Here is a 19,379-nt window from a genome sequence, read left to right on the forward strand (position 1 = left end):
TATATCAATATTTTAATCCTTTAACTCTAACGAAACTGGACAATGGTCTGACATATTTATTTCAGGATGAATTTGTGCATGCATAAGTCTCTCTTCCATTTCTTTGCTAGCAAAAAGGTAGTCAATACGCCAGCCTAAGTTTTTTCCACGTGAGCCTGCCCTATAAGACCACCAAGTATAATGATGTGGGTCTTTATTGAATTGACGAAAAGTGTCAATAAACCCTAAATCTAAAAAGGAACCAACCCACGCTCTCTCTTCTGGAAGAAAACCAGAACTGTTCTTATTACTTTTAGGATTATGAATATCTATTTCGGTATGACAAATATTCACGTCACCACATAAAACTATGTTTTTAGTTTTAGTTTGAACCTTAGAAATATAGCGTTCCATTTCAACTAAAAATTCCATCTTAAGATCTTGCCTAATACTTCCCGTAGTTCCTGATGGAAAATACGCACAGATTAAAGTAAAGCTCTTAAAATGAGCCGTTATAACCCTGCCTTCAAAGTCAAATTGCTCAATATCTATTCCATATTCTACAATATCTGGTTTTACCCTAGTTAAAATGGCTACACCACTGTACCCTCTTTTTTGGGCAGGGTACCAATAACAGTTAAGACCAAGATCCTTGAATTGGTCTTCCACTAATTCGGTCTCGGACAATTTTATTTCTTGCAAACAGAGAATATCAGGTTTTTCTTCAGATAACCATTCTATGAGTCCTTTTTTAATTGCGGCTCTTACTCCATTAACGTTAAACGTAAATATTTTCATTAATTCTGTTTAAATATGAAGACCTATCTCATCTTTGAAATATTCTATTACGTAGTGTTTCAGTAGGTTTTCTTGCGAAAATAGGTCAAAGGGAGGTAATTCTTTAACTAACTCCCAGTGTGGCCATCCCTCTTCATCCGTACCAATTAACGTATAGAAACCACCTTTGCTTAATACTTTACAGGTGGCAATATGTATAAGATCCTGCTTTTGTTCCTTAGAAAAATGCTCAGGTCCTTTACCCAGTTCTTGAATGCCGATAAGAAATAAAACACCTTTCAAATCGGATGGTTTTTTGCCGATTGTCTGCTTAAAGAAAAGTAGAATATGTTTCCACTTTTGTTCAACATCTTGGTTATCAGTTATTTTTGACATAATTTAACAATATGAATCCATTACAATATGCAATAGAATTAATGTATCCGCGGCTATGTTCAGCATGTTTTAGCACACTCCATGTCTATGAAAATCATATTTGCATAAAGTGTAACCTTTCGCTTCCTAAAATAGCTCTTCACGAAAATGAACAAGTAAAGTTAGATAAGAAGTTCTGGGGTAAGCTTAATATTAAAAATACTTATTCATTTTTACAATTTGTAAAAAACGGACCAGTACAAAATATCTTGCATAAACTAAAGTATAAGAACAGTCCTGAACTTGCCAATTTTATGGGAAAATGGTTTGGTAATCAATTGTTAACGTTAGGATTTGATAAAGAAATAGACCTATTATTAGCCATTCCGCTGCACCCTATCAAACAAAAAAGAAGAGGTTATAACCAAGCTGACCAAATAGCAGAAGGTATTGCAGAAGTGTTAAACATTGAATTTAACACGGGTTTATTAATAAGAAATCAATTTACAGAAACTCAAACGAATAAATCGAGATATAAAAGATTTGAAAATATGGAAGGTGTATTTAGTATAACCAACATGGATGCAATAAAAGGAAAAAGAATAGCTCTGGTAGACGATGTGTTAACCACCGGAGCAACATTAGAGATAGCTGGAGGAGAATTAATGAAGGCTGGTTGCTCAGAATTATCAATTTTAACTTTGGCGGCAGCCCTATAAAAAAAGCCTTGATCTTTCGACCAAGGCTTTGGGTAATAAGTTATAAAACGGATTACATTTTCTTTTTGCTAGGTGCACCTACAGAAATCATGGCACATCTAAAACCAATAGTAGCAGTTGAAGAATCTTGATCAATGTATCTTCTAGTTCCAGGAGATAACCAGTAGGCTACATCGGCCCAAGAGCCTCCTTTATAAACTCGCTGATTATTGTCAATCAAAGAGTTATAATTTTTTGAGTCATACATAGCATCCTCATCTTGGTAATCATTTCTTCTGATTGGATTCAGGTCATTGAAATCCTGATAAGAACCAGGACGGTATAAGTCATATACCCACTCATTAACGTTTCCAGCCATATTATAAAGACCAAAATCATTTGGTTCAAAAGAGTATACTTCTGCAGTAATGATATTTTGATCGTTAAGGCGACCGGCTATACCAGCGTAATCTCCACGACCACGCTTAAAGTTTGCCATCATCATACCTTTACCTCTTCCGTTGTCTTGTCTTAAAGAAGAGCCATCCCAAGGATAAATTCTTTGATTTGCCTGATTTTCATCATTATACTGCGTTCCAATCATCGCTTTAGCAGCATATTCCCATTCTGCTTCTGTAGGAAGTCTATAATTTGGAAGAACAGTACCTGATTCAATTGCTTTTCTTCCTCCGTCTGAAACAGGAGCAGATTCTGCAAGACCCTCTTCTGCTTTCTTTTTCTTACCAAAAGAGATGCCTTTTTTCTTTTCACCACCACCTTGAGAAAGAGAATTGTTTACAGCTTCCGAACGCCAATTGGCATAATCTGAGGCCTGAATCCAAGAAACACCAACTACCGGGTACATTCTAAAACCAGGGTATCTTAGGTAATGATCAACGTATTGGTCATTAAATGACATATAATTTTGCCATACTGTAGTATCAGGTAAGGCAGATTCATAAAACTCAGCAGTTGAATCTGACTGAATATTATAAAGGTAAAATAAGTAGTCAATGTTAGAGATTTCAGCCTCATCCATGTAAAAAGAGGCAACAGTTACGGTTCTTTCAAGATTATCTCTTGTAAAAGTGATATCCTCAGCTACGGTACCCATGGTAAATCTACCACCTTCAATAAACACCATATTTGGAGCTGCAGGCTGGCCTGCAAAACTCTCGGCTTTATAACCGTCTGTTTTTTTATCTCCGTATGATAAACCGGTTGCACCATTGGTTTTACCGGGATCCATACTTGTTCTTTTGTTCTCTTTACAGCCTGTAAATAGGAAAAGCGACGTAGCTACAAGTGAAGCACCTAAAAATAGTCTCTTCATTAGTTTTATTATTTATTTATTTCATGCGAAAGCAATCGCAAATGTAATTAATGTTTAACCCGAAGGTAAATTCTATTGTTTTTTGTCAACATGCTCTAAAACGGAATCAAAGAAAGTTTCTATTTTTTGAATAGAATCAGCGTTTTGAACACTCAAAACTAGCTTTTCTTTGATTTGCTTCAGCGTACACTTTTTAGGGTGCACTTTAACGTAATCAAGAATTCTGCCAAATTTATCTGCTTGATAATATTCAACATGCTTTGATGAAACGAAATAGCCTTTCAGGATATTATTTTTCCATGTTAGTTTTTCAAAACCTAGGGTTTCTGCTTTCCATCTTATTCTTACTATTTCAAACAGGTCTTCCACCTCTTTTGGTAGTTTTCCAAACCTATCGTGGATAGAGTTTTTGAAAGAATCTAGCTCTTCTTGGGTCTTTAAACCATCAATAGAGTTATAAACGGAAAGCCTTTCAGAAATATTGGTGATATAGCTATCTGGAATAAGGATTTGTTGATCTGTTTCTATTTGACAGTCTTCTACTTTAAATTCTTTGGCAGAAAGTTCTTTTTCGAAAAGGGACTTAAATTCGGTTTCTTTTAGTTCAGAAACTGCATCATCCAGTATTTTGTGATACAATTCATAACCTAAATCATTGACAAAGCCGCTTTGTTCTGCACCCAAAAGGTTTCCTGCTCCTCTAATATCGAGGTCTCTCATGGCTACTTTGAAGCCATCGCCTAAATCAGAGAATTCTTCAAGAGTTTGAAGCCTTTTTCTAGAATCTCGTGTCAATCCAGACAATGGAGGGGTCAATAAATAACAGAAGGCTTTTTTATTTGAACGCCCTACCCTACCTCTCATTTGATGCAAATCAGACATACCAAACATATGTGCGTGATTTATGATGATGGTATTGGCATTAGGAATATCAAGCCCAGATTCGATGATATTGGTAGAAATAAGGATGTCAATTTCCCCTTCTATAAATGACATCATGATTTTCTCTAGTTTATCACCGTCCATTTGGCCATGGGCCACCCCAATTTTAGCATCAGGAACCAGTCTCATGATGATATTTCCTATTGCATCAATGTCTTTTATACGATTATGAACAAAAAAGGCCTGCCCGCCACGCTGTAGCTCGTAAGAAAGTGCGTCTCTCAGAACTTCTTCTTGAAAAACCTTTACTTCTGTGGTAACTGGTTGCCTATTTGGTGGTGGTGTAGCAATAATTGACAAGTCACGAGCACCCATTAGAGAGAAATGCAGCGTTCTTGGAATTGGCGTAGCCGTAAGTGTAAGCACATCTACATTATGCTTAATCTCTTTAATTCTGTCCTTTGCTTTTACACCAAACTTTTGCTCTTCATCAATAACCAATAGGCCAAGGTCTTTGAATTCAATCTTCTTATTTAGGAGTCTGTGCGTACCTATGATAATATCAACTTTTCCAGCTTTCAGTTCTTTTAAAGTCTTGGTAGAATCTGCAGCAGACTTGAATCTGTTAAGATAATCTACCGTTACAGGAAGTTTTTCCAACCTTTCTCTGAAGGTTTTTGCATGCTGCATCGCCAAAATAGTGGTAGGAACCAGTACTGCTGCTTGTTTTCCATCGGCAACAGCTTTAAATGCAGCTCTGATAGCAACTTCTGTTTTACCAAAACCCACATCTCCACAAACTAGCCTATCCATAGGGTTTGGTTTTTCCATGTCTTCTTTAACATCTGCCGTGGCTTTGGCTTGGTCTGGCGTGTCGTCATAGAGGAAAGAAGACTCTAATTCTATCTGCAAATAGGTATCTGGGTTAAAAGCAAAACCCGGAGCCGCCCTTCTTTTAGCGTATAGAGCTATTAACTCTTTCGCAATGTCTTTAACCTGTCGTTTAACCTTGCTTTTCTTGGTTTCCCAGTCGCCTGTACCAAGTTTACTCATTGGAGGCGGAAGGCCTTCTTTTCCGGAGTATTTGGCAATTTTATGTAGCGAGTGAATGTTTACAAAAAGCAAATCATTGTCTTTGTATATCAGTCGGATGGCTTCCTGTTTACGACCTTTTACATCAATGAATTCCATGCCCGCAAAACGACCAATTCCGTAATCAATATGCGTTACAAAATCACCTGGTTTGAGCGATTTAAGCTCTTTTATGGTAATGGCTTTTGACTTAGAAAACTTCTCTTTTACGTTATATCGGTGATAACGTTCAAAAATCTGGTGGTCTGTATAGCAAACTATTTTGGACTGTTGGTCCACAAAACCTTCTCTTAAAGAAAAGTTACCTGGTATGAATTTGTTTTGAGGGTCAAGTTCTTCAAATATCCTTTTTAACCTTGTTAATTGCTTGCTTTGATCAGAACAAATGACCGTGCTAAAGCCTTTTGACTGCCTTTCTGAAAGGTCTTCTATTAAAAGTTTGAATTCCTTGTTAAAAGAAGGCTGCGACTTTGATGGATAATTAAGCCTTAAAGCGTGATTGTAAAAGAATCTACGACCAAATTCAATGGTCTTAAATTTTTCAATATCTTCTTTAACCAAATCTCTTGTTAAGAAGCTCTCATCCGCATCAAAAACGACTTGAATATCGCCACTTTTGTCCACCATACTTTCCACAGAAAGTTTAGCCTTTTCAAAGTTCTCTTTTGCTATTTCAAGGCAATAATTTATGTCCTTTACCCAGATTTGTGAATCTTCTGGAAGGAAACCAAAGAAAGATTCTCTTTCTTCTTTTTTTAGTTTATGCTCTACATCCGGAATGATGGTTACTTCTTCCAGCGTTTCTATAGATAGCTGAGTTTCTGGGTCAAAGTAACGCATGGTGTCAATCTCGTCACCCCAAAGCTCTAAACGAACAGGCTTGTCAGAAGCAAACGAGAAAATATCTACAATACCGCCACGGACAGAAAACTGACCGGGTTCGTAAACGAAGTCCGTCTTTTCAAATTCATAAGAAACCAGTAATTCTGTAATGAAATTAAGGTCTAGCGTTTCGCCGCTTCTAAGCTTTAGGGTGTTGGCTACTAAGCTTTTCTTGTTGATAACCTTTTCTGTAATTGCCTCAGAATAAGTAACTATAAGGGCATTTTCTAAGCCTTGATTTAGTTTGGTAATTAGCTCAGCACGTAAGAGCACGTTGGCGTTTTCTATTTCTTGGTATTCAAAGAGCCTTTTGTACGAAGCAGGGAAATAGAAGACGTTTTTTTCTCCAAGGAGGTTTCTGAGGTCATTATAAAAATAGACTGCATCCTCTTTTTCGGGGAGAATAAACAGACCAGAATATTGGGCTTTTTTATAGAAACTAGCCGCCAAAACAGCATCTAAACTGCCGTGTAGACCCTCAATTTGTACTCGTTCAGAGCCTTTAAGCTGTTCACGGATATTTTGGACAAAACTATCTTCTTGAAATATTTTAAGGAATTCTTCTGCTATCACGTAAGTCTAATGTATTCAAATACCGAAAAGACGCTCCGAGTTCTGGGCGTCTTTGTTATCACACAAATTTAAAACAAAATGTTACTCTTCATTTTGCTTATTAATAACATTAATAAAAGATAATAATTCCTTTTGTCTCTCATCGCTAGATTCTGGGTAAGAAATATCTAGCGTTTTTAGCTTTTCTTGTAATACTTTGGCCACTATGAGTCGCATGTTCTTTTTATCATCAGCTGGGACAATGTGCCATGGACAATCCTTAGTAGATGTTTCATTAATTAAATCCTCATAAGCCTGCTGATAGTCATCCCAGTACCCTCTTTCTTTAATGTCACCAGCCTCAAATTTCCAGTTTTTATCTTGCTCGTTTATACGGGCAATTAACCTTTCGCCCTGTTCTTTTTTTGACACATTTAGGAAAAATTTGACTACCACAATGCCGTTATTGCTCAGGTATTCTTCAAAGTTCTTGATGTCTTTATATCGCTTTTCCCAAACATCTTTTTTACTAGAAATTTCGGAAGGAATTTTTTGAACGTCAGTTAGTATTTCAGGATGCACTTTTACTACCAAAACCTCTTCATAATAAGAGCGATTAAAGACCTTTATTTTCCCTCTTTCTGGAAGTTCCTTGTAGCATCGCCACATAAAGTCATGGTCTAATTCTTTAGAGCTGGGTCTTTTAAATGAGTAGAAAGCAGTTCCTAATGGGTGCACATTGGCAAATACACGTTTCATGGTGCCATCTTTCCCTGCTGCATCCATGGCTTGAAAAATTACGAGCATGCCATATTTATCATGAGCATACATCATATTTTGAAGGGCATCTATCTCGCACTGAAGCTCCTTTAATTGACTAGAGTAATCGTCTTTACCGTCATAAAAGTCCTTTATTTTGGTTTTAACCTCATTTATTTTGAATTTCCCTTTTCCATCAAATTGGTAGTCGTCACCTTTTATTTTTGACATTGATATTTTATTTAATAGTTCTAAACTAAAATGGGGTTTCCTTTTGTTCTAAAGAGGTAAGCAATCTACAAAAACGATATGGAATCTGAGAATAAAAATATGAGCGTAGCAACATTGGCCGCAGGCTGTTTCTGGTGTGTAGAGGCAGTTTTTCAAAACCTAAAAGGCGTAGAAACTGCTGTTTCTGGATATATGGGAGGACACTTAGAAAACCCAAGCTATAAGGATATTTGTACTGGTGAAACTGGTCATGCCGAGGTTTTGAAAGTAACTTTTGATAAAGATATAATAAGCTTTGAGGAGTTATTAGAAGTGTTTTTTAAAACGCATAACCCTACCACGTTAAACAGACAAGGAAATGATGTAGGCACGCAATATCGTTCTTCTATTTTTTATCATGATATGGAGCAAAAATTGATTGCTGAGGGTATTGTGAAAAAACTGTCTGAGGAAAACGTTTTTGACGACCCAATAGTGACGTTATTAGAGCCAGTTACAACTTTTTACCGAGCAGAAGATTATCATCAAAACTACTTTAACGAAAATGGGCAAAATCCTTACTGTGCCATGGTGGTAAAACCAAAGGTAGAGAAGTTTAAGAAGGTGTTTGCTAGTCGTTTAAAGTAGGCATTACATTCTGATAACTTTCAGGTAATGGTTGCGGTTATTGGCTTTTATATGTAATAAATGAAAACCATGACCTCCTTTAAGTTGAAGGTTTACCACATAAGCACCTTGCCTGTAATCTGTTTTTTTGAGAAGAACACCATAAGGCTTTCCTTTGATATCAAATTGGGTAATTTCAATTTTGGCGGCTACATAAAGAACCATGCTTAAAGCTATTTTACCATCAACTGTAGGGTTTGGGAAAGCTTTAAAAACGTCTTGTTCCGAGACATTATAAGGGCTGTAGGGGTTGCTCGGAGAGCGTGGGTCTACATTTACCTCTGGAATAACAGGCTGTGCAGGTAAAGAGTCGTCTTTTTCGGTATCTTTTAAGAAACCTACCTTATCTATCAGGGCAAACTTACCCCCTAAAATTTCTTCTGTAAAGAAAGAAGATGCTCCAAACCAGGTTCTTAGCACTTCTTGATAAATACTTTGAAAATCATATCGGTAGGCTAGGTTTTCATGGTCATAGAAAGGAAGAAACGCTACATTGCTACCAAAGGTTTCGCCTTTTACCTGGTCGCCAAAAGCAAACATCACATTAGAAGTACCATGGTCAGTACCTTGGCTTCCATTTTCATAAGGCCTTCTTCCAAACTCAGAAACGGTCATCCCTATCACTCTTTTTGAATGGCCAAGGGCCTCAATATCAGACTGAAAAGAAGATATGGCATCACTCATTTTTTTAAGGAGCGAGCTATGAACGCCTTCTAAACCACCCTGACCGGAGTGTGTGTCAAATCCACCGAGGCTTACAGAATAAACCTTAGTTTTTAAACCTCCGTCAATAAGCCTGGCTACCAATTTCATTTGGTTTGAGAGCCCATCGTTTTGATAAGTTTCTGTGTTTTTCCCTTTGTCAAATGCCTCTTTTACAGACTTTGAAAAATGATTTATCTTAACTCCAACATCGTTTATATAGTCAAATTCTTCAGAGAAAAGTGAGTTTTCATCAACGTCAATTTTTTCGCTTTCTACCTCTTTCCCTCTTTCAAATAACTCTTCAGGATCTTCAAGTAAAATTGCATTTTCTTCTTCTTGCCCTTGAAACATCAGTAATGGACTGTCTCCAACATGAATGCAATATGGGCTTTCAGGAAGGTTTTCATTTTTATATTGGTCAAAATACCTGCCTAACCAGCCTGTAGAAAGGACTTGGCCATCAGACTGAGGCACTATTCCAGAAAACCAAATGTCTGTAGATCTAAAGTGCGAAAGATTTGGCTTGCTATAGCCTACGCCCTGTATCACTGAAAGCTTACCTGCTTCATACAGTCCATGCATTCCACCTTTTACGCCACTTCCTAATGAAGGATGCATGGCAGAGCCATCTTTAGGATCTGCAAAAGGTAGGCAGACATTGTTAGGAATACTTATTCTTGGCCTAAATCGATTGTAATAATCTGGCCATTCAAAAGGTACGATGGTGTTTATGGCGTCATTGCCACCAAATAGCTGAACCACTACCAGAATATTGTCGTTTTCCTCCCCTACTTGGTACAGCGAGTTAAAAGAAGAGAGGTTTATATCTCCGACCTTCATCGTTCCAATGGCTCCAAGTCCAGCAGATGTGTTCTTTATGAATTTTCTTCTGTCCATATTAATTCAAATAAAAATCTGGGAGTTTAAACATCGCTTTCAATAAGGCTTTTACACGAAGACCTGCGTTCTCTTTGTTCTGTGCTATTTCTGGCCATTCGTAGTAAGGAGCTCCACCAAGAAGTATATTTTCAAGTTTTTCTACTCTTTCACTGTTTGGCAGCTTGGCGAGCAACTTGAAAGAAATATCTTCTACCAAGGCTCTTGACTCAAAAAAGCCTTCATTTTTTGCGGCCCACTCCCCTATCTCTAAGTTAGTTTTAGCCGTAATAATTTTACTATACTCATGAATATAAGCAGGGAGTGTTTTGGTGGTTATCCAGTTTCTGTAACCTGTCCAGCCGCTTACATTCGGAGGGTTTAATGGCTCTAAACCAAACTCTTTAGACCACTTATTGAGTTGATTTGTTTCAATTCCGAAGTGATACGAGAAGGAAATGAGGTTTTCGAGGTGGTTTTTTATTTGTACACCTCTGTTGTTTATATCAAAAAAGTGTTTGCTGGTCAACAGCTTAACTAGCATTGCTTTAAGATTAAAGCCAGAGGTTCTAAAATGCTCTGCTAGTTCATTGATTATACTGTTTTCTTCTATAATAGGTTTGCTGTAAACAAAGTAATTATAAAAATTTGTGGCCATAAACTTAGAAACAGCCTCTCCTTTTTGCTCTAATATAACAGCCGAGAGTTTTTCAATGGCATTTTTATAGGCATTGTCTTTATTAACTTCATAGTCAACAGTAAATTTAACGCCAAACACTTCTTTGTCTTCAATGCTATAGTCACCAGGATTAAAGTAAGGTTTGTATAGGCTTTGATCTTCAATAAAGTGACTGGCCTTCCAGCCGGTTAAAACCTTGGCAGCTTCTCTAATGTCATCTTCTGTGTAATTTCCATCATCTATTCCTATTGAAAAAAGCTCAAATAGCTCTCTAGCGTAGTTTTCATTTGGAGCCTCACGAACGTTTTCGTTGCCATTTAGGTACATCAGCATGGCACCATCAACGGTTACTTTCTCAAGGAATAATTTGAAATTTGGCAAAAACAGGGTTCTAAACAGTTCATTTTGTCTGTAAATCCACTGTGCTGCTATTGGTTCGTTTCCCTCATACTGCGTGGTAAAGTGACCATGCCACATGAAGGTTATTTTTTCCGAAAGGCTTTTGGTGTCTACTTTCATCAGGTTTACCCACCAATCTTTTAGAATATCATTTTGAGCAAAATGTGTTTCTAAATTGAATGTTCTCTTTTCATGATATGCAGGGCTTCCTCCTCCAAGTAAGTCAGGATTATTAAAACCCTGGTTCAGGTTAAAATTTGGAACAGGTTTATTTAAAGAGGGAGCATTATTTATCAATAAATTGACTGCCTCTTTTGCCGATTTTCCTACAAGTGTTTTTGCGAAAGTATCATCTACAGAGAAGCAGCAACGCCTCAAAAGATGGTAAACGTCTGCAATGTCTAAAGGAGTGGTGTGCTCATCAAGGCTGTTAACGGCCAGTTGATTTGAACCACCTAAAAGACTATTAAAAAATGATCGCCTGCTAGAAAGGTTTGTCATTAAAATCTAAAATATTCTAAACTGCTAAGTTAGCTGTTTGTAAGGTCACTCTTTAATTTGGAAGCGATATTTTACCCATGTAAAAGGAACTTCTATTTTCGCTAGGTTTTTGGAAGCCTGTTTTTCCTGCTAATGTTTCATTGGCTAAAGCCGCAAAAAGAACAGCCTCTTTAGCATCTCCTGAAATACCCAAGACGTCCATTTTGTCAATAACGATATTAGGGAGCCTTTGTTTTATTAATTCTACAATCAAAGGATTGTGCATCCCGCCCCCACTCAAGTAAATGTTTGTTTTATCCTCTAAAGTCACATTTTCCAGGATGCAATCACATAAGGTGTCTGCGGTAAAGTGGCATAAAGTTTTGAGGACATCTTCTTTGCTTAAATCTCCTATTAATGGGTCGATATAGCTTAAATTAAACAGTTCAGGCCCAGTTGTTTTAGGGATAGACTCTGAGAAATAAGGGTGTTTTTTTAGCTTTTCGAGCAATGTTTCGTTCAGCATTCCTATTTTAGCTATTTCTGCATTATCGTCAAAAGGAAGGTTGAAATGTTTCTGGACATAGGCATCAATAATTGTGTTTCCAGGCCCAGAATCCGTAGCAAAAACTTTAACAAAGTCACCATCAGCAGGAAGAAAGGTGAAATTTGCTATACCACCAATATTGATTAAAACCCTATTTTCTTTAGCAGAGGAGAAAAGCAAATAGTCGCCATAAAGAGCTAAGGGAGCTCCTTCGCCACCTGCTGCACAGTGCTTTTGTCTAAAATCAGATAAGGTCAGAATACCCGTCTTGACGGCCATGTGGTCTCCATCGCCTATTTGAAGGGTGCTGTTTGGGTATTTTTCTAGGCTATGAAGCCTTTTTGGCTGATGCATGACTGTTTGCCCATGACTGGCAATTGCATCTATTTCAGAGGGTTTTACAGCCCATTTTTTAAGACAGCGGTTAACTATTTCACCGTGCATATTCCCTATCCAAGGATTTAGCATGCATAGCAGCGGGAAGTCTATGTTTTGTTTCGCAAAGACTTTTCTAATTTCTGTTTTAACACTTTCTTCAAAAGGAACTGTTTCAAACTTAAGAAGTTCAACTGTGGTTTTTTGCCCGGCGTCATGAAATCTACATAACGCCACGTCTAGGCCATCCATAGAGGTGCCAGACATTAATCCAATGATAAGCCGAGAGGGCTTTTTGCTTATTTGATATAGCTTTTCAATCTGTGGGTTCATACCACAAAATTAATGAATATTTCCCCTCTAAACGGATGGTTTTAAGCATTCATATCGTCTGCCCATTTGAAACGATCATCTGGAGAAAACTTCCATGGCGACATGCTGGTTTCTAGGTTTTGGAACATCATATTCCATGATTGCGGAGCTTTAGACTCTTCCATTACATTGTACCTACGAAGTTCCAAAATGATGTCAAGTGGGCTTATTTGAATAGGACAGGCCTCTACGCAGGCATTACAAGTAGTGCAAGCCAGTAATTCTTCCTCTTTGATATAATCACCATTCAGTGATTTTTCGTCTATAAAGTCATAACCATTTTTAAGCCATCCTTTCTGAATATCTTCTAGGCGGTCTCTGGTATCCATCATGATTTTACGCGGAGAGAGAGCTTTGCCTGTTTGGTTTGCAGGGCATTGCGAAGTACACCTGCCGCACTCCGTACAGCTGTATGCATCCATAAGGCTTTTCCAGCTTAAATCTTGTACGTCTTTTGCTCCAAAACGAGCTACCTCTTCGGTTTCGTCACCTGGCTGCTCTAGTTCCATCATGATTTTTACCTCTTTGGTAATAGCAGGCATATTGCTCATTTCGCCTCTTGAACCAAGGTTAGCGAAGTAAGTATTTGGGAATGCTAAGGCAATATGAAGGTGCTTAGAGTAAGTCACAAAAAGGGCAAAAGCCATAATTCCTAAAATATGGAACCACCAAGCGACCCTCTCAGTAAGCACTAAAAGGTCGGAAGAGAAATTATCTAGTATGGGAATCAAGGCCTGACTAATCCAAAAGTTACCCGTGCTCAATTCTGCAAAATGCCCTACTCCCCTACTTTGAAGGATGGAATCTGCAGCATTCATTTTTAAGAAAGCCATCATAAGGGCTATTTCAAAAACCAAGATGATATTAGCATCCATAGCTGGCCAGCCGTTCATTTCTTTGGAGTCGTTAGGGTGAAGCCTTTCTATTTTTAGGATATTTCTTCTAATCAAAAATACTACACATGCAAGGATAACACCTACCGCCAAAACCTCAAAAAAGTTAATTACTACTGGGTAAAATGAGCCCAATGGTTCAGCTAGAACACGGTGTGTACCAAAAATGCCATCAATGACTATTTCTAAGACTTCAATGTTTATCAAAATAAAACCAACGTAAACCAGAAGATGAAGTAAACCAACTATGGGTCTTTCAAACATCTTTTTCTGTCCAAAAGCTATCAAGAGCATGTTCTTGAAACGTCTGGCTGGCTGGTCGGTTCTGTTTTCGGCTTTTCCGAGCTGAATGGTTTTCTTAATAAGAAAAGCTCTACGTATAATTAAATAAGCAGCAATGCCTAAAGCGATTACGAAAACTATTTGAGAGATATAAGCCATGAAATTAGGGTTATGGTTTCCTTTTGAAATTAGTATGCTTGCATACTATACAAAGGTCATAAAAATGCTGGAAATAAAAAAGAAGAATATTTTTTGTGAGTTTTTGCCAAAATGTTTGTGCGGAATAACTTTTTCTTTACTTTTGCATTCCCTTAGAAACAAGGGCAGGTTGGTGATGTAGCTCAGTCGGTAGAGCAAAGGACTGAAAATCCTTGTGTCGGCGGTTCGATTCCGTCCATCACCACTTCAAAGCTATCTCGTGAGAGGTAGCTTTTTTAGATCTACGGAAAACAGTGTAATTCCATAGTTGTTTTCTTCCCGATAGGCCGAGCGACCATTACCCCTATTTGTCTTAAAGCATTTTGACAATGTCTCACTATGTATACATTTTGCATTCTGAAAATATCGGCAGGTATTATGTGGGCGAATCTGCATTTCCAGAAGAGCGATTAAAAGAGCATAATTCAGGAAAGTATCATGGTTCTTTTACAAAACAGAGCTCTGATTGGGAGATATTCTTAACAATAGAATGCACAGAACGTAACCAAGCACTGAAAGTAGAGAAGAAGATAAAGTCTATGAAATCAACTAACTACATTAAGAATTTAAAGCTATATCCAGAGATGATTGAGAAGTTATTGAATTTATAAAGTTCGGCGGTTCTCCCGATAACTATCGGAACCGTCCATCACCACAGCAGAAAGGCCATCTCTTTCGAGATGGCCTTTTTTTGTTGATATTTTGAAGAGAGCACTTCTTTCGTTTGCTTTGTGGACATTCAAAATCATTGACTTATGAAAAAATCATTAATTGCCATTCTTCTTGCTTCTTCTGTTTGGGCTTGTGCCCCTGAAAGAGAGGCGGAGGTATCTGAAATGCAACAAAGGGTAAACGAATATGCGGAGTTTACGCTTACGGCCGACCTTAGCCATTTATCTGAAAACCAGCAGAAAATCATTCCAATCTTGATAGAAGTTGCCCAGATAATGGATGACATTTTCTGGAAAGAAGCTTACGGAGATAAAAGTGCTTTGCTAAATAGTTTGACCGACGATGCTGCCAAGACTTTTGTGAAATACAATTATGGCCCATGGGATAGATTAGGTGGTAATGAGCCTTTCTTAGAGGGCGTTGGTCCAAAACCCGCAGGTGCTCAGTATTATCCTCAAGACATGACCAAAGAGGAGTTTGAGGCGTTCGAATCTGATGATAAAAAGAGTCTTTATACGCTTATTAGACGCGATGAAAATGGGCAACTTTATACAGTTCCTTATCATGAGGCGTTTAAAAAAGAGGTAGAGCGAGCTTCTGAGCTGCTAAAAGAGGCAGCTTCTTTAACAGAAGATATTGGATTTCGTAGGTATTTAAATCTTAGGTCGGAAGCATTATTGACAGATGATTACCTAGAAAGTGATATGGCATGGATGGACATGAAATCAAACAAAATTGATTTTGTAGTGGGTCCTATTGAAAACTATGAAGACCAGCTGTTTAATTACAAGGCCGCCCACGAGGCTTATGTGCTAATAAAAGACACCAAATGGAGTGAGCGATTAGCTAAGTTCGCCTCTTTTTTACCTGAACTTCAGGCTAATTTACCTGTGGAAGCGGCTTATAAAACCGAAAAGCCAGGAACGGATTCTGACTTGAATGCTTATGATGTGGTTTATTATGCTGGGGATTGTAATTCTGGTGGTAAAACTATTGCCATTAACCTGCCTAATGATGAACGTGTGCAACTAGAAAAAGGAACACGTAGGCTGCAACTAAAAAATGCTATGAAGGCGAAGTTTGATAAGATTTTGTTGCCTATAAATGAGTTGTTGATTGATGTTTCTCAACAGAAGCATGTCACTTTTGATGCCTTTTTTGCCAATACCATGTTTCATGAAGTGGCTCATGGCTTAGGGGTTAAAAACACCATCAACGACAAAGGAACTGTAAGGCAGGCTTTAAAAGAGCATAGCTCAGCTTTAGAAGAAGGTAAGGCGGATATTTTAGGGCTTTACATGGTTACACAGCTTCATGAAAAAGGCGAAATTGACGGTGAATTGATGGATTATTATACCACCTTTTTGGCAGGTATTTTCCGTTCGGTGCGTTTTGGTGCTACCAGTGCACATGGCAAAGCGAACATGATAAGATTCAACTATTTTAAAGAGCAAAATGCTTTTACGTATGATGAAGAAAAAGGAACCTATAAAGTCAATTTTGAAGAATTTCAAGAAGCCATGAATTCCTTATCGGAGAAGATATTGACCCTTCAGGGAAATGGTGATTACGAAGGCGTAGGAAAACTATTTGACGAAATGGGTATAGTTGGAGCAGAGCTTCAGAAAGACCTAGACAGAGTAAGTAAAGCAGGAATACCGAGAGATATTGTGTTCAAGCAAGGCGTGGAGGTTTTGGGTTTATAGACTAAAAAATATGTTTGGAGTGTTTTAGGCAAGAAAATTGTAAAAAAGAAACTGTAGTAAAGCAAAATATTGTCTTTTTTGCAATTGAATTATTTATTCCAAAACTTTCTAATTAAAAAAAATGAACAGAAACATTCAAAAAATTTCCACACTATTCTTTGCATCAGTCTTACTTTTTAGTTGTTCTAAGTCTGACAGCGATGATGTTGAACCAGCAACAAAAAATGCGTTTGTTATTAGTGACCAAGAGTTTGCTTTAGACGCTGGTCTAATTGAAAACTATGGTGAGACGGACGAAGATGTATATGACTTTGATATTACATTATACTCTTCTTCGGTTACAGTAGTAGAAGAAGACGGTGAGTATTATGAACTTGCTGGAGAAGGAAATGCAGTATATCTTGATTTTTCCTCAAGTTCGGCAAGTGACTTAACACCAGGAACATATTCTTATAGTGAGGGTTACGAGGCTGGTACTTTCGCTGTAGGCGTCGCCATTTCTAATGCAAATTTTGCTTCTGGTATCGGAACAGATTATTTCGTTGAATCTGGAAGTGTCACTGTTGATAAGGATGGAGACACTTATACTATCACATTTGATGTGACACTAGATAGTGGAGAGAAAATGACAGGTTCATATACTGGCGTATTAAAGCTTTATGATTATACAAGTGCTTTTGCAATAAACGCAGGAAGTCGTAAGTCAAAATAAGCATGTAATTTATTTTACAAAAAGGCTTGACAGTTAATTCTGCCAAGCCTTTTACTTTTTGGGTTATCTAAAAGTCTGTAAATTCAGAAGGTCTGCCTTATTCAAACTGATAAGCGAAGTATTGAATCTGCTCTGAATCAATATTCTTAATTCCATGTGGGACTTCAGATTCTACATAATAGAAATCTCCTTTTTGTGCTTTCACAATACCATTACCTAGTTCCATTTCCGATTTTCCGGTAGTCAATAATATGATTTCTGCCGCTCTGTGTGTATGTGGCTCATGGCTTTTAATACCTGGATTTAGGTTTGTGACATGCATTTCCATACGTTTACAGTGTGCAGTAGTTCTGTCGTAAAACTTTCTGATACCGCCTTTGTCATGGGTTTTGTAGGGTACATCATCCCAATCTTGAAGGGCACTTTTTCCTGCGTTTTGGTATTTTCCATCTCTTGACTGGTAGGTCATGACATAAAAAGAACTTTCCCTTTTCGCCTTTAAACGCAGGGCATCTTGAGGCATTAAGAGAGCAATACTACCTGCTCCCATGGTTTTGGTTTCACCATGGAGCGTGAAATCAATTTCGCCCGATTTTACTATCACAAGCGTTTCCATAGCAGCATCAGAAATCGCATGATTTAGGTTTTTTTTAGAAATTAGAGCTTTCATGCTCATCCGTGAAAAGTCTCTAGTAGAGCCATCAAAAAAGGTCTTTACTAAAAGGTTACCTGAACCCTCTGCTGGAGTATTGTCAAAAGAATAAGCTTTTGACGCCACTTGAGCTATGCCTTGAGAAGCAAATAATGCTAACAAAACGAACGAGAACAATACTCTTTTCTTCATAAGGGTTCAGGGTTTAAATTGTTTTTAATTTCCTTTCAAAGCCATTTCCAGAGCCTTGGTGGTGGTGTAATACTTAGTAATCATATTTGGAACCTCCCACGTTGGCATATTTCTGTTTTGAAGGTATTCAAGGTATTTCTCTGTGACACGTGCAAAGTGAGCTTCGTGGCCTTCTTTGTAGTGGTCTGGAATAAGGACTAGGTATTCATCACCTTGTTTTTCAAAACTTACCCCTGGGAAGGTTTTATCTATTGCCTCAAAGGCGGCTGTTAAGTCAGCCTCAGTGGTTTCACCAAGCGTTTGAATATACAGCGTAGGTTTGAAGCCTTGCTCCTCCCCTTGTCTAATAATCAAGTTAGCTTTAGTTCCTCTCATGATGGAGTAATGCGTATCTCCAGCACCTTGAGGAGCTTTGTAATTCCAGATTACAGATACTTTGGCATGTACGCCATTGATGGTATAGTTAATCTCTCCATTTGAGTATGAGCTCAGTTTATCGTCCGCGATATAAGGCGATAAATAATCTGGGTATTCGTCTAGTTTAGTAACTTTTTGAAAGTCGTCTTTTGTAAGCACTGTAGGCCATCTTTTAGCTTCTAAAACATTGACAGCGTTGGTGTCAATAATTTGTTCCGGAAAACACTCCCACTGCACTAGGTCAACCAAATGCGTGGTAACATCTACGATTCCTTCACCTTCTTGCGTTACGTCAAAAAACCATGCAGGTCTGGTAAGTGGTGAGCCAGAAACATATTTAAAGAAATGATGAACGGATTCCTTTGTAACCGCAGGGTTTTCTAAAGTTCCTTTTTCCAATTCTCCAAAAACTGAAGGAATTTGAGAAAGTTCTTTTTGAAGCATGGTGCTTATTTCAAACCTCTCAGTCATGATATCATAAACAAGCAAGTCTTTTTCTTTTGCAGTTTTGAAAGTGCTTTTTAAAAGTTCAAAGCCTGCAGCATTGATAACCATCGGCTTGTCGGCAAAAACATTGAAACCCTTGTTAATTGACTCAGAAATATATTCCGTTTTTTTCTTATTGTTACCAGCTAGCATAACCACGTTACCTGCTTTTTCTGAAAGCATCTTTTCAAAGAAATCATCGCCTTTATAGACCACTGAATTCCATGAAGTTGGCTTTTCATCTCTTGAGTTATAGCCATTAATTTTATCAAGATGTAAATTTACATCAGGGCTATCTGGAGCATAAATGTGTACCGTGCTATCCACAGAATCATACATTGATTTTTGGACCAAAGCAGAGTGAAAGTGACCAGGGTCTAGCGTGATAAGCTTGAATTTAGAAGCTGTTTCTGTAGTATCGGAGGTCGCACAAGACATAACGATTAAGGAAGTCGAAAGACTCAACAGGAGTTTAGATTTAAACATTTTCAAAGAGTAAGTTTATCGAGG

The 19,379-nt window shown here is 37.8% G+C and carries 16 protein-coding genes and 1 tRNA gene; 6 read left to right on the plus strand and 11 right to left on the minus strand.

Translation table 11 applies throughout. The features are described from left to right. Nucleotides 1-12 precede the first annotated feature (12 nt). Complete coding sequence (locus AADJ06_RS10820) at nt 13-777, minus strand: exodeoxyribonuclease III (protein ID WP_341226460.1); 765 nt, start codon at nt 775-777, stop codon at nt 13-15. 9 nt (nt 778-786) lie between these two features. Further along, a complete protein-coding gene (locus AADJ06_RS10825; protein ID WP_341226461.1) occupies nt 787-1,152 on the minus strand; it encodes a hypothetical protein in 366 nt (121 codons plus the stop codon). Between the two features lie 11 nt (nt 1,153-1,163). On the opposite strand from AADJ06_RS10825, the gene AADJ06_RS10830 reads away from it, so the two are divergent. Next, on the plus strand, nt 1,164-1,850 hold the full coding sequence (locus tag AADJ06_RS10830; RefSeq protein ID WP_341226462.1) for a phosphoribosyltransferase family protein: 687 nt from the start codon (nt 1,164-1,166) through the stop codon (nt 1,848-1,850). A 52-nt stretch (nt 1,851-1,902) separates the two neighbouring features. Here the strand turns inward: AADJ06_RS10830 and gldJ are convergent, their stop codons facing one another. The 3 genes from gldJ to AADJ06_RS10845 all read right to left on the minus strand — a co-directional run bounded on the left by gldJ (nt 1,903) and on the right by AADJ06_RS10845 (nt 7,560). Continuing rightward, nucleotides 1,903-3,162 (minus strand): gliding motility lipoprotein GldJ, encoded by a 1,260-nt coding sequence (gene gldJ / locus AADJ06_RS10835; RefSeq protein ID WP_341226463.1) that lies wholly within the window; start codon nt 3,160-3,162, stop codon nt 1,903-1,905. 72 nt (nt 3,163-3,234) lie between these two features. Continuing rightward, nucleotides 3,235-6,591, minus strand: coding sequence for a transcription-repair coupling factor (gene mfd / locus AADJ06_RS10840; RefSeq protein WP_341226464.1), 3,357 nt, complete (start codon nt 6,589-6,591; stop codon nt 3,235-3,237). 81 nt (nt 6,592-6,672) lie between these two features. Beyond that, nucleotides 6,673-7,560: a PPK2 family polyphosphate kinase gene (locus AADJ06_RS10845; RefSeq protein ID WP_341226465.1), complete on the minus strand. Its 888-nt coding sequence runs from the start codon at nt 7,558-7,560 to the stop codon at nt 6,673-6,675. A gap of 99 nt (nt 7,561-7,659) precedes the next feature. Between AADJ06_RS10845 and msrA the strand changes: the two genes are divergently transcribed. Continuing rightward, nucleotides 7,660-8,187, plus strand: a complete 528-nt coding sequence (gene msrA / locus AADJ06_RS10850; protein WP_341226466.1) for a peptide-methionine (S)-S-oxide reductase MsrA — start codon at nt 7,660-7,662, stop codon at nt 8,185-8,187. Between the two features lie 3 nt (nt 8,188-8,190). On the opposite strand, the gene AADJ06_RS10855 is transcribed toward msrA, so the two are convergent. The 4 genes from AADJ06_RS10855 to AADJ06_RS10870 are packed head-to-tail and all read right to left on the minus strand — an operon-like array spanning nt 8,191 to nt 13,993. Beyond that, entirely contained in the window at nt 8,191-9,828 is a 1,638-nt protein-coding gene (locus AADJ06_RS10855; RefSeq protein ID WP_341226467.1) for a DUF1501 domain-containing protein, read from the minus strand. A gap of 1 nt (nt 9,829) precedes the next feature. After that, nucleotides 9,830-11,386: a DUF1800 family protein gene (locus AADJ06_RS10860; RefSeq protein ID WP_341226468.1), complete on the minus strand. Its 1,557-nt coding sequence runs from the start codon at nt 11,384-11,386 to the stop codon at nt 9,830-9,832. A 52-nt stretch (nt 11,387-11,438) separates the two neighbouring features. Continuing rightward, complete coding sequence (locus AADJ06_RS10865; RefSeq protein WP_341226469.1) at nt 11,439-12,620, minus strand: anhydro-N-acetylmuramic acid kinase; 1,182 nt, start codon at nt 12,618-12,620, stop codon at nt 11,439-11,441. A gap of 41 nt (nt 12,621-12,661) precedes the next feature. Continuing rightward, the gene (locus tag AADJ06_RS10870; protein ID WP_341226470.1) at nt 12,662-13,993 is read right to left on the minus strand and encodes a (Fe-S)-binding protein; all 1,332 of its coding nucleotides are present in this window, start codon (nt 13,991-13,993) and stop codon (nt 12,662-12,664) included. A 171-nt stretch (nt 13,994-14,164) separates the two neighbouring features. Here AADJ06_RS10870 and AADJ06_RS10875 point away from each other — a divergent pair. The 4 genes from AADJ06_RS10875 to AADJ06_RS10890 all read left to right on the plus strand — a co-directional run bounded on the left by AADJ06_RS10875 (nt 14,165) and on the right by AADJ06_RS10890 (nt 17,122). Then, a tRNA-Phe gene (locus tag AADJ06_RS10875) sits at nt 14,165-14,237 on the plus strand. Nucleotides 14,238-14,361: 124 nt separating this feature from the next. Beyond that, complete coding sequence (locus tag AADJ06_RS10880; protein ID WP_341226471.1) at nt 14,362-14,643, plus strand: GIY-YIG nuclease family protein; 282 nt, start codon at nt 14,362-14,364, stop codon at nt 14,641-14,643. 144 nt (nt 14,644-14,787) lie between these two features. After that, nucleotides 14,788-16,410, plus strand: a complete 1,623-nt coding sequence (locus tag AADJ06_RS10885; RefSeq protein ID WP_341226472.1) for a Zn-dependent hydrolase — start codon at nt 14,788-14,790, stop codon at nt 16,408-16,410. A gap of 121 nt (nt 16,411-16,531) precedes the next feature. Next, nucleotides 16,532-17,122, plus strand: a complete 591-nt coding sequence (locus AADJ06_RS10890; RefSeq protein WP_341226473.1) for a hypothetical protein — start codon at nt 16,532-16,534, stop codon at nt 17,120-17,122. A 97-nt stretch (nt 17,123-17,219) separates the two neighbouring features. On the opposite strand, the gene AADJ06_RS10895 is transcribed toward AADJ06_RS10890, so the two are convergent. Continuing rightward, nucleotides 17,220-17,966, minus strand: a complete 747-nt coding sequence (locus AADJ06_RS10895) for a cupin domain-containing protein (protein WP_341226474.1) — start codon at nt 17,964-17,966, stop codon at nt 17,220-17,222. 24 nt (nt 17,967-17,990) lie between these two features. Then, nucleotides 17,991-19,307 (minus strand): putative oxidoreductase C-terminal domain-containing protein, encoded by a 1,317-nt coding sequence (locus AADJ06_RS10900; protein ID WP_341226475.1) that lies wholly within the window; start codon nt 19,305-19,307, stop codon nt 17,991-17,993. Between the last annotated feature and the right edge of the window lie 72 nt (nt 19,308-19,379).

Source organism: uncultured Arcticibacterium sp. (assembly GCF_964021845.1).
In the GTDB taxonomy this organism is placed as follows: domain Bacteria; phylum Bacteroidota; class Bacteroidia; order Cytophagales; family Spirosomataceae; genus Arcticibacterium.

What these genes read in the sequence shown, in the direction of transcription:
- AADJ06_RS10895 (WP_341226474.1), bottom strand. Translation starts at nt 17,966, where the DNA reads ATGAAGAAAAGAGTATTGTTCTCGTTCGTTTTGTTAGCATTATTTGCT.
- gldJ (WP_341226463.1), bottom strand. Translation starts at nt 3,162, where the DNA reads ATGAAGAGACTATTTTTAGGTGCTTCACTTGTAGCTACGTCGCTTTTC.
- AADJ06_RS10880 (WP_341226471.1), top strand. Translation starts at nt 14,362, where the DNA reads ATGTCTCACTATGTATACATTTTGCATTCTGAAAATATCGGCAGGTAT.
- AADJ06_RS10890 (WP_341226473.1), top strand. Translation starts at nt 16,532, where the DNA reads ATGAACAGAAACATTCAAAAAATTTCCACACTATTCTTTGCATCAGTC.
- AADJ06_RS10820 (WP_341226460.1), bottom strand. Translation starts at nt 777, where the DNA reads ATGAAAATATTTACGTTTAACGTTAATGGAGTAAGAGCCGCAATTAAA.
- AADJ06_RS10855 (WP_341226467.1), bottom strand. Translation starts at nt 9,828, where the DNA reads ATGGACAGAAGAAAATTCATAAAGAACACATCTGCTGGACTTGGAGCC.
- AADJ06_RS10825 (WP_341226461.1), bottom strand. Translation starts at nt 1,152, where the DNA reads ATGTCAAAAATAACTGATAACCAAGATGTTGAACAAAAGTGGAAACAT.
- AADJ06_RS10830 (WP_341226462.1), top strand. Translation starts at nt 1,164, where the DNA reads ATGAATCCATTACAATATGCAATAGAATTAATGTATCCGCGGCTATGT.
- msrA (WP_341226466.1), top strand. Translation starts at nt 7,660, where the DNA reads ATGAGCGTAGCAACATTGGCCGCAGGCTGTTTCTGGTGTGTAGAGGCA.
- AADJ06_RS10885 (WP_341226472.1), top strand. Translation starts at nt 14,788, where the DNA reads ATGAAAAAATCATTAATTGCCATTCTTCTTGCTTCTTCTGTTTGGGCT.
- AADJ06_RS10870 (WP_341226470.1), bottom strand. Translation starts at nt 13,993, where the DNA reads ATGGCTTATATCTCTCAAATAGTTTTCGTAATCGCTTTAGGCATTGCT.
- AADJ06_RS10900 (WP_341226475.1), bottom strand. Translation starts at nt 19,307, where the DNA reads ATGTCTTGTGCGACCTCCGATACTACAGAAACAGCTTCTAAATTCAAG.
- AADJ06_RS10865 (WP_341226469.1), bottom strand. Translation starts at nt 12,620, where the DNA reads ATGAACCCACAGATTGAAAAGCTATATCAAATAAGCAAAAAGCCCTCT.
- AADJ06_RS10845 (WP_341226465.1), bottom strand. Translation starts at nt 7,560, where the DNA reads ATGTCAAAAATAAAAGGTGACGACTACCAATTTGATGGAAAAGGGAAA.
- AADJ06_RS10860 (WP_341226468.1), bottom strand. Translation starts at nt 11,386, where the DNA reads ATGACAAACCTTTCTAGCAGGCGATCATTTTTTAATAGTCTTTTAGGT.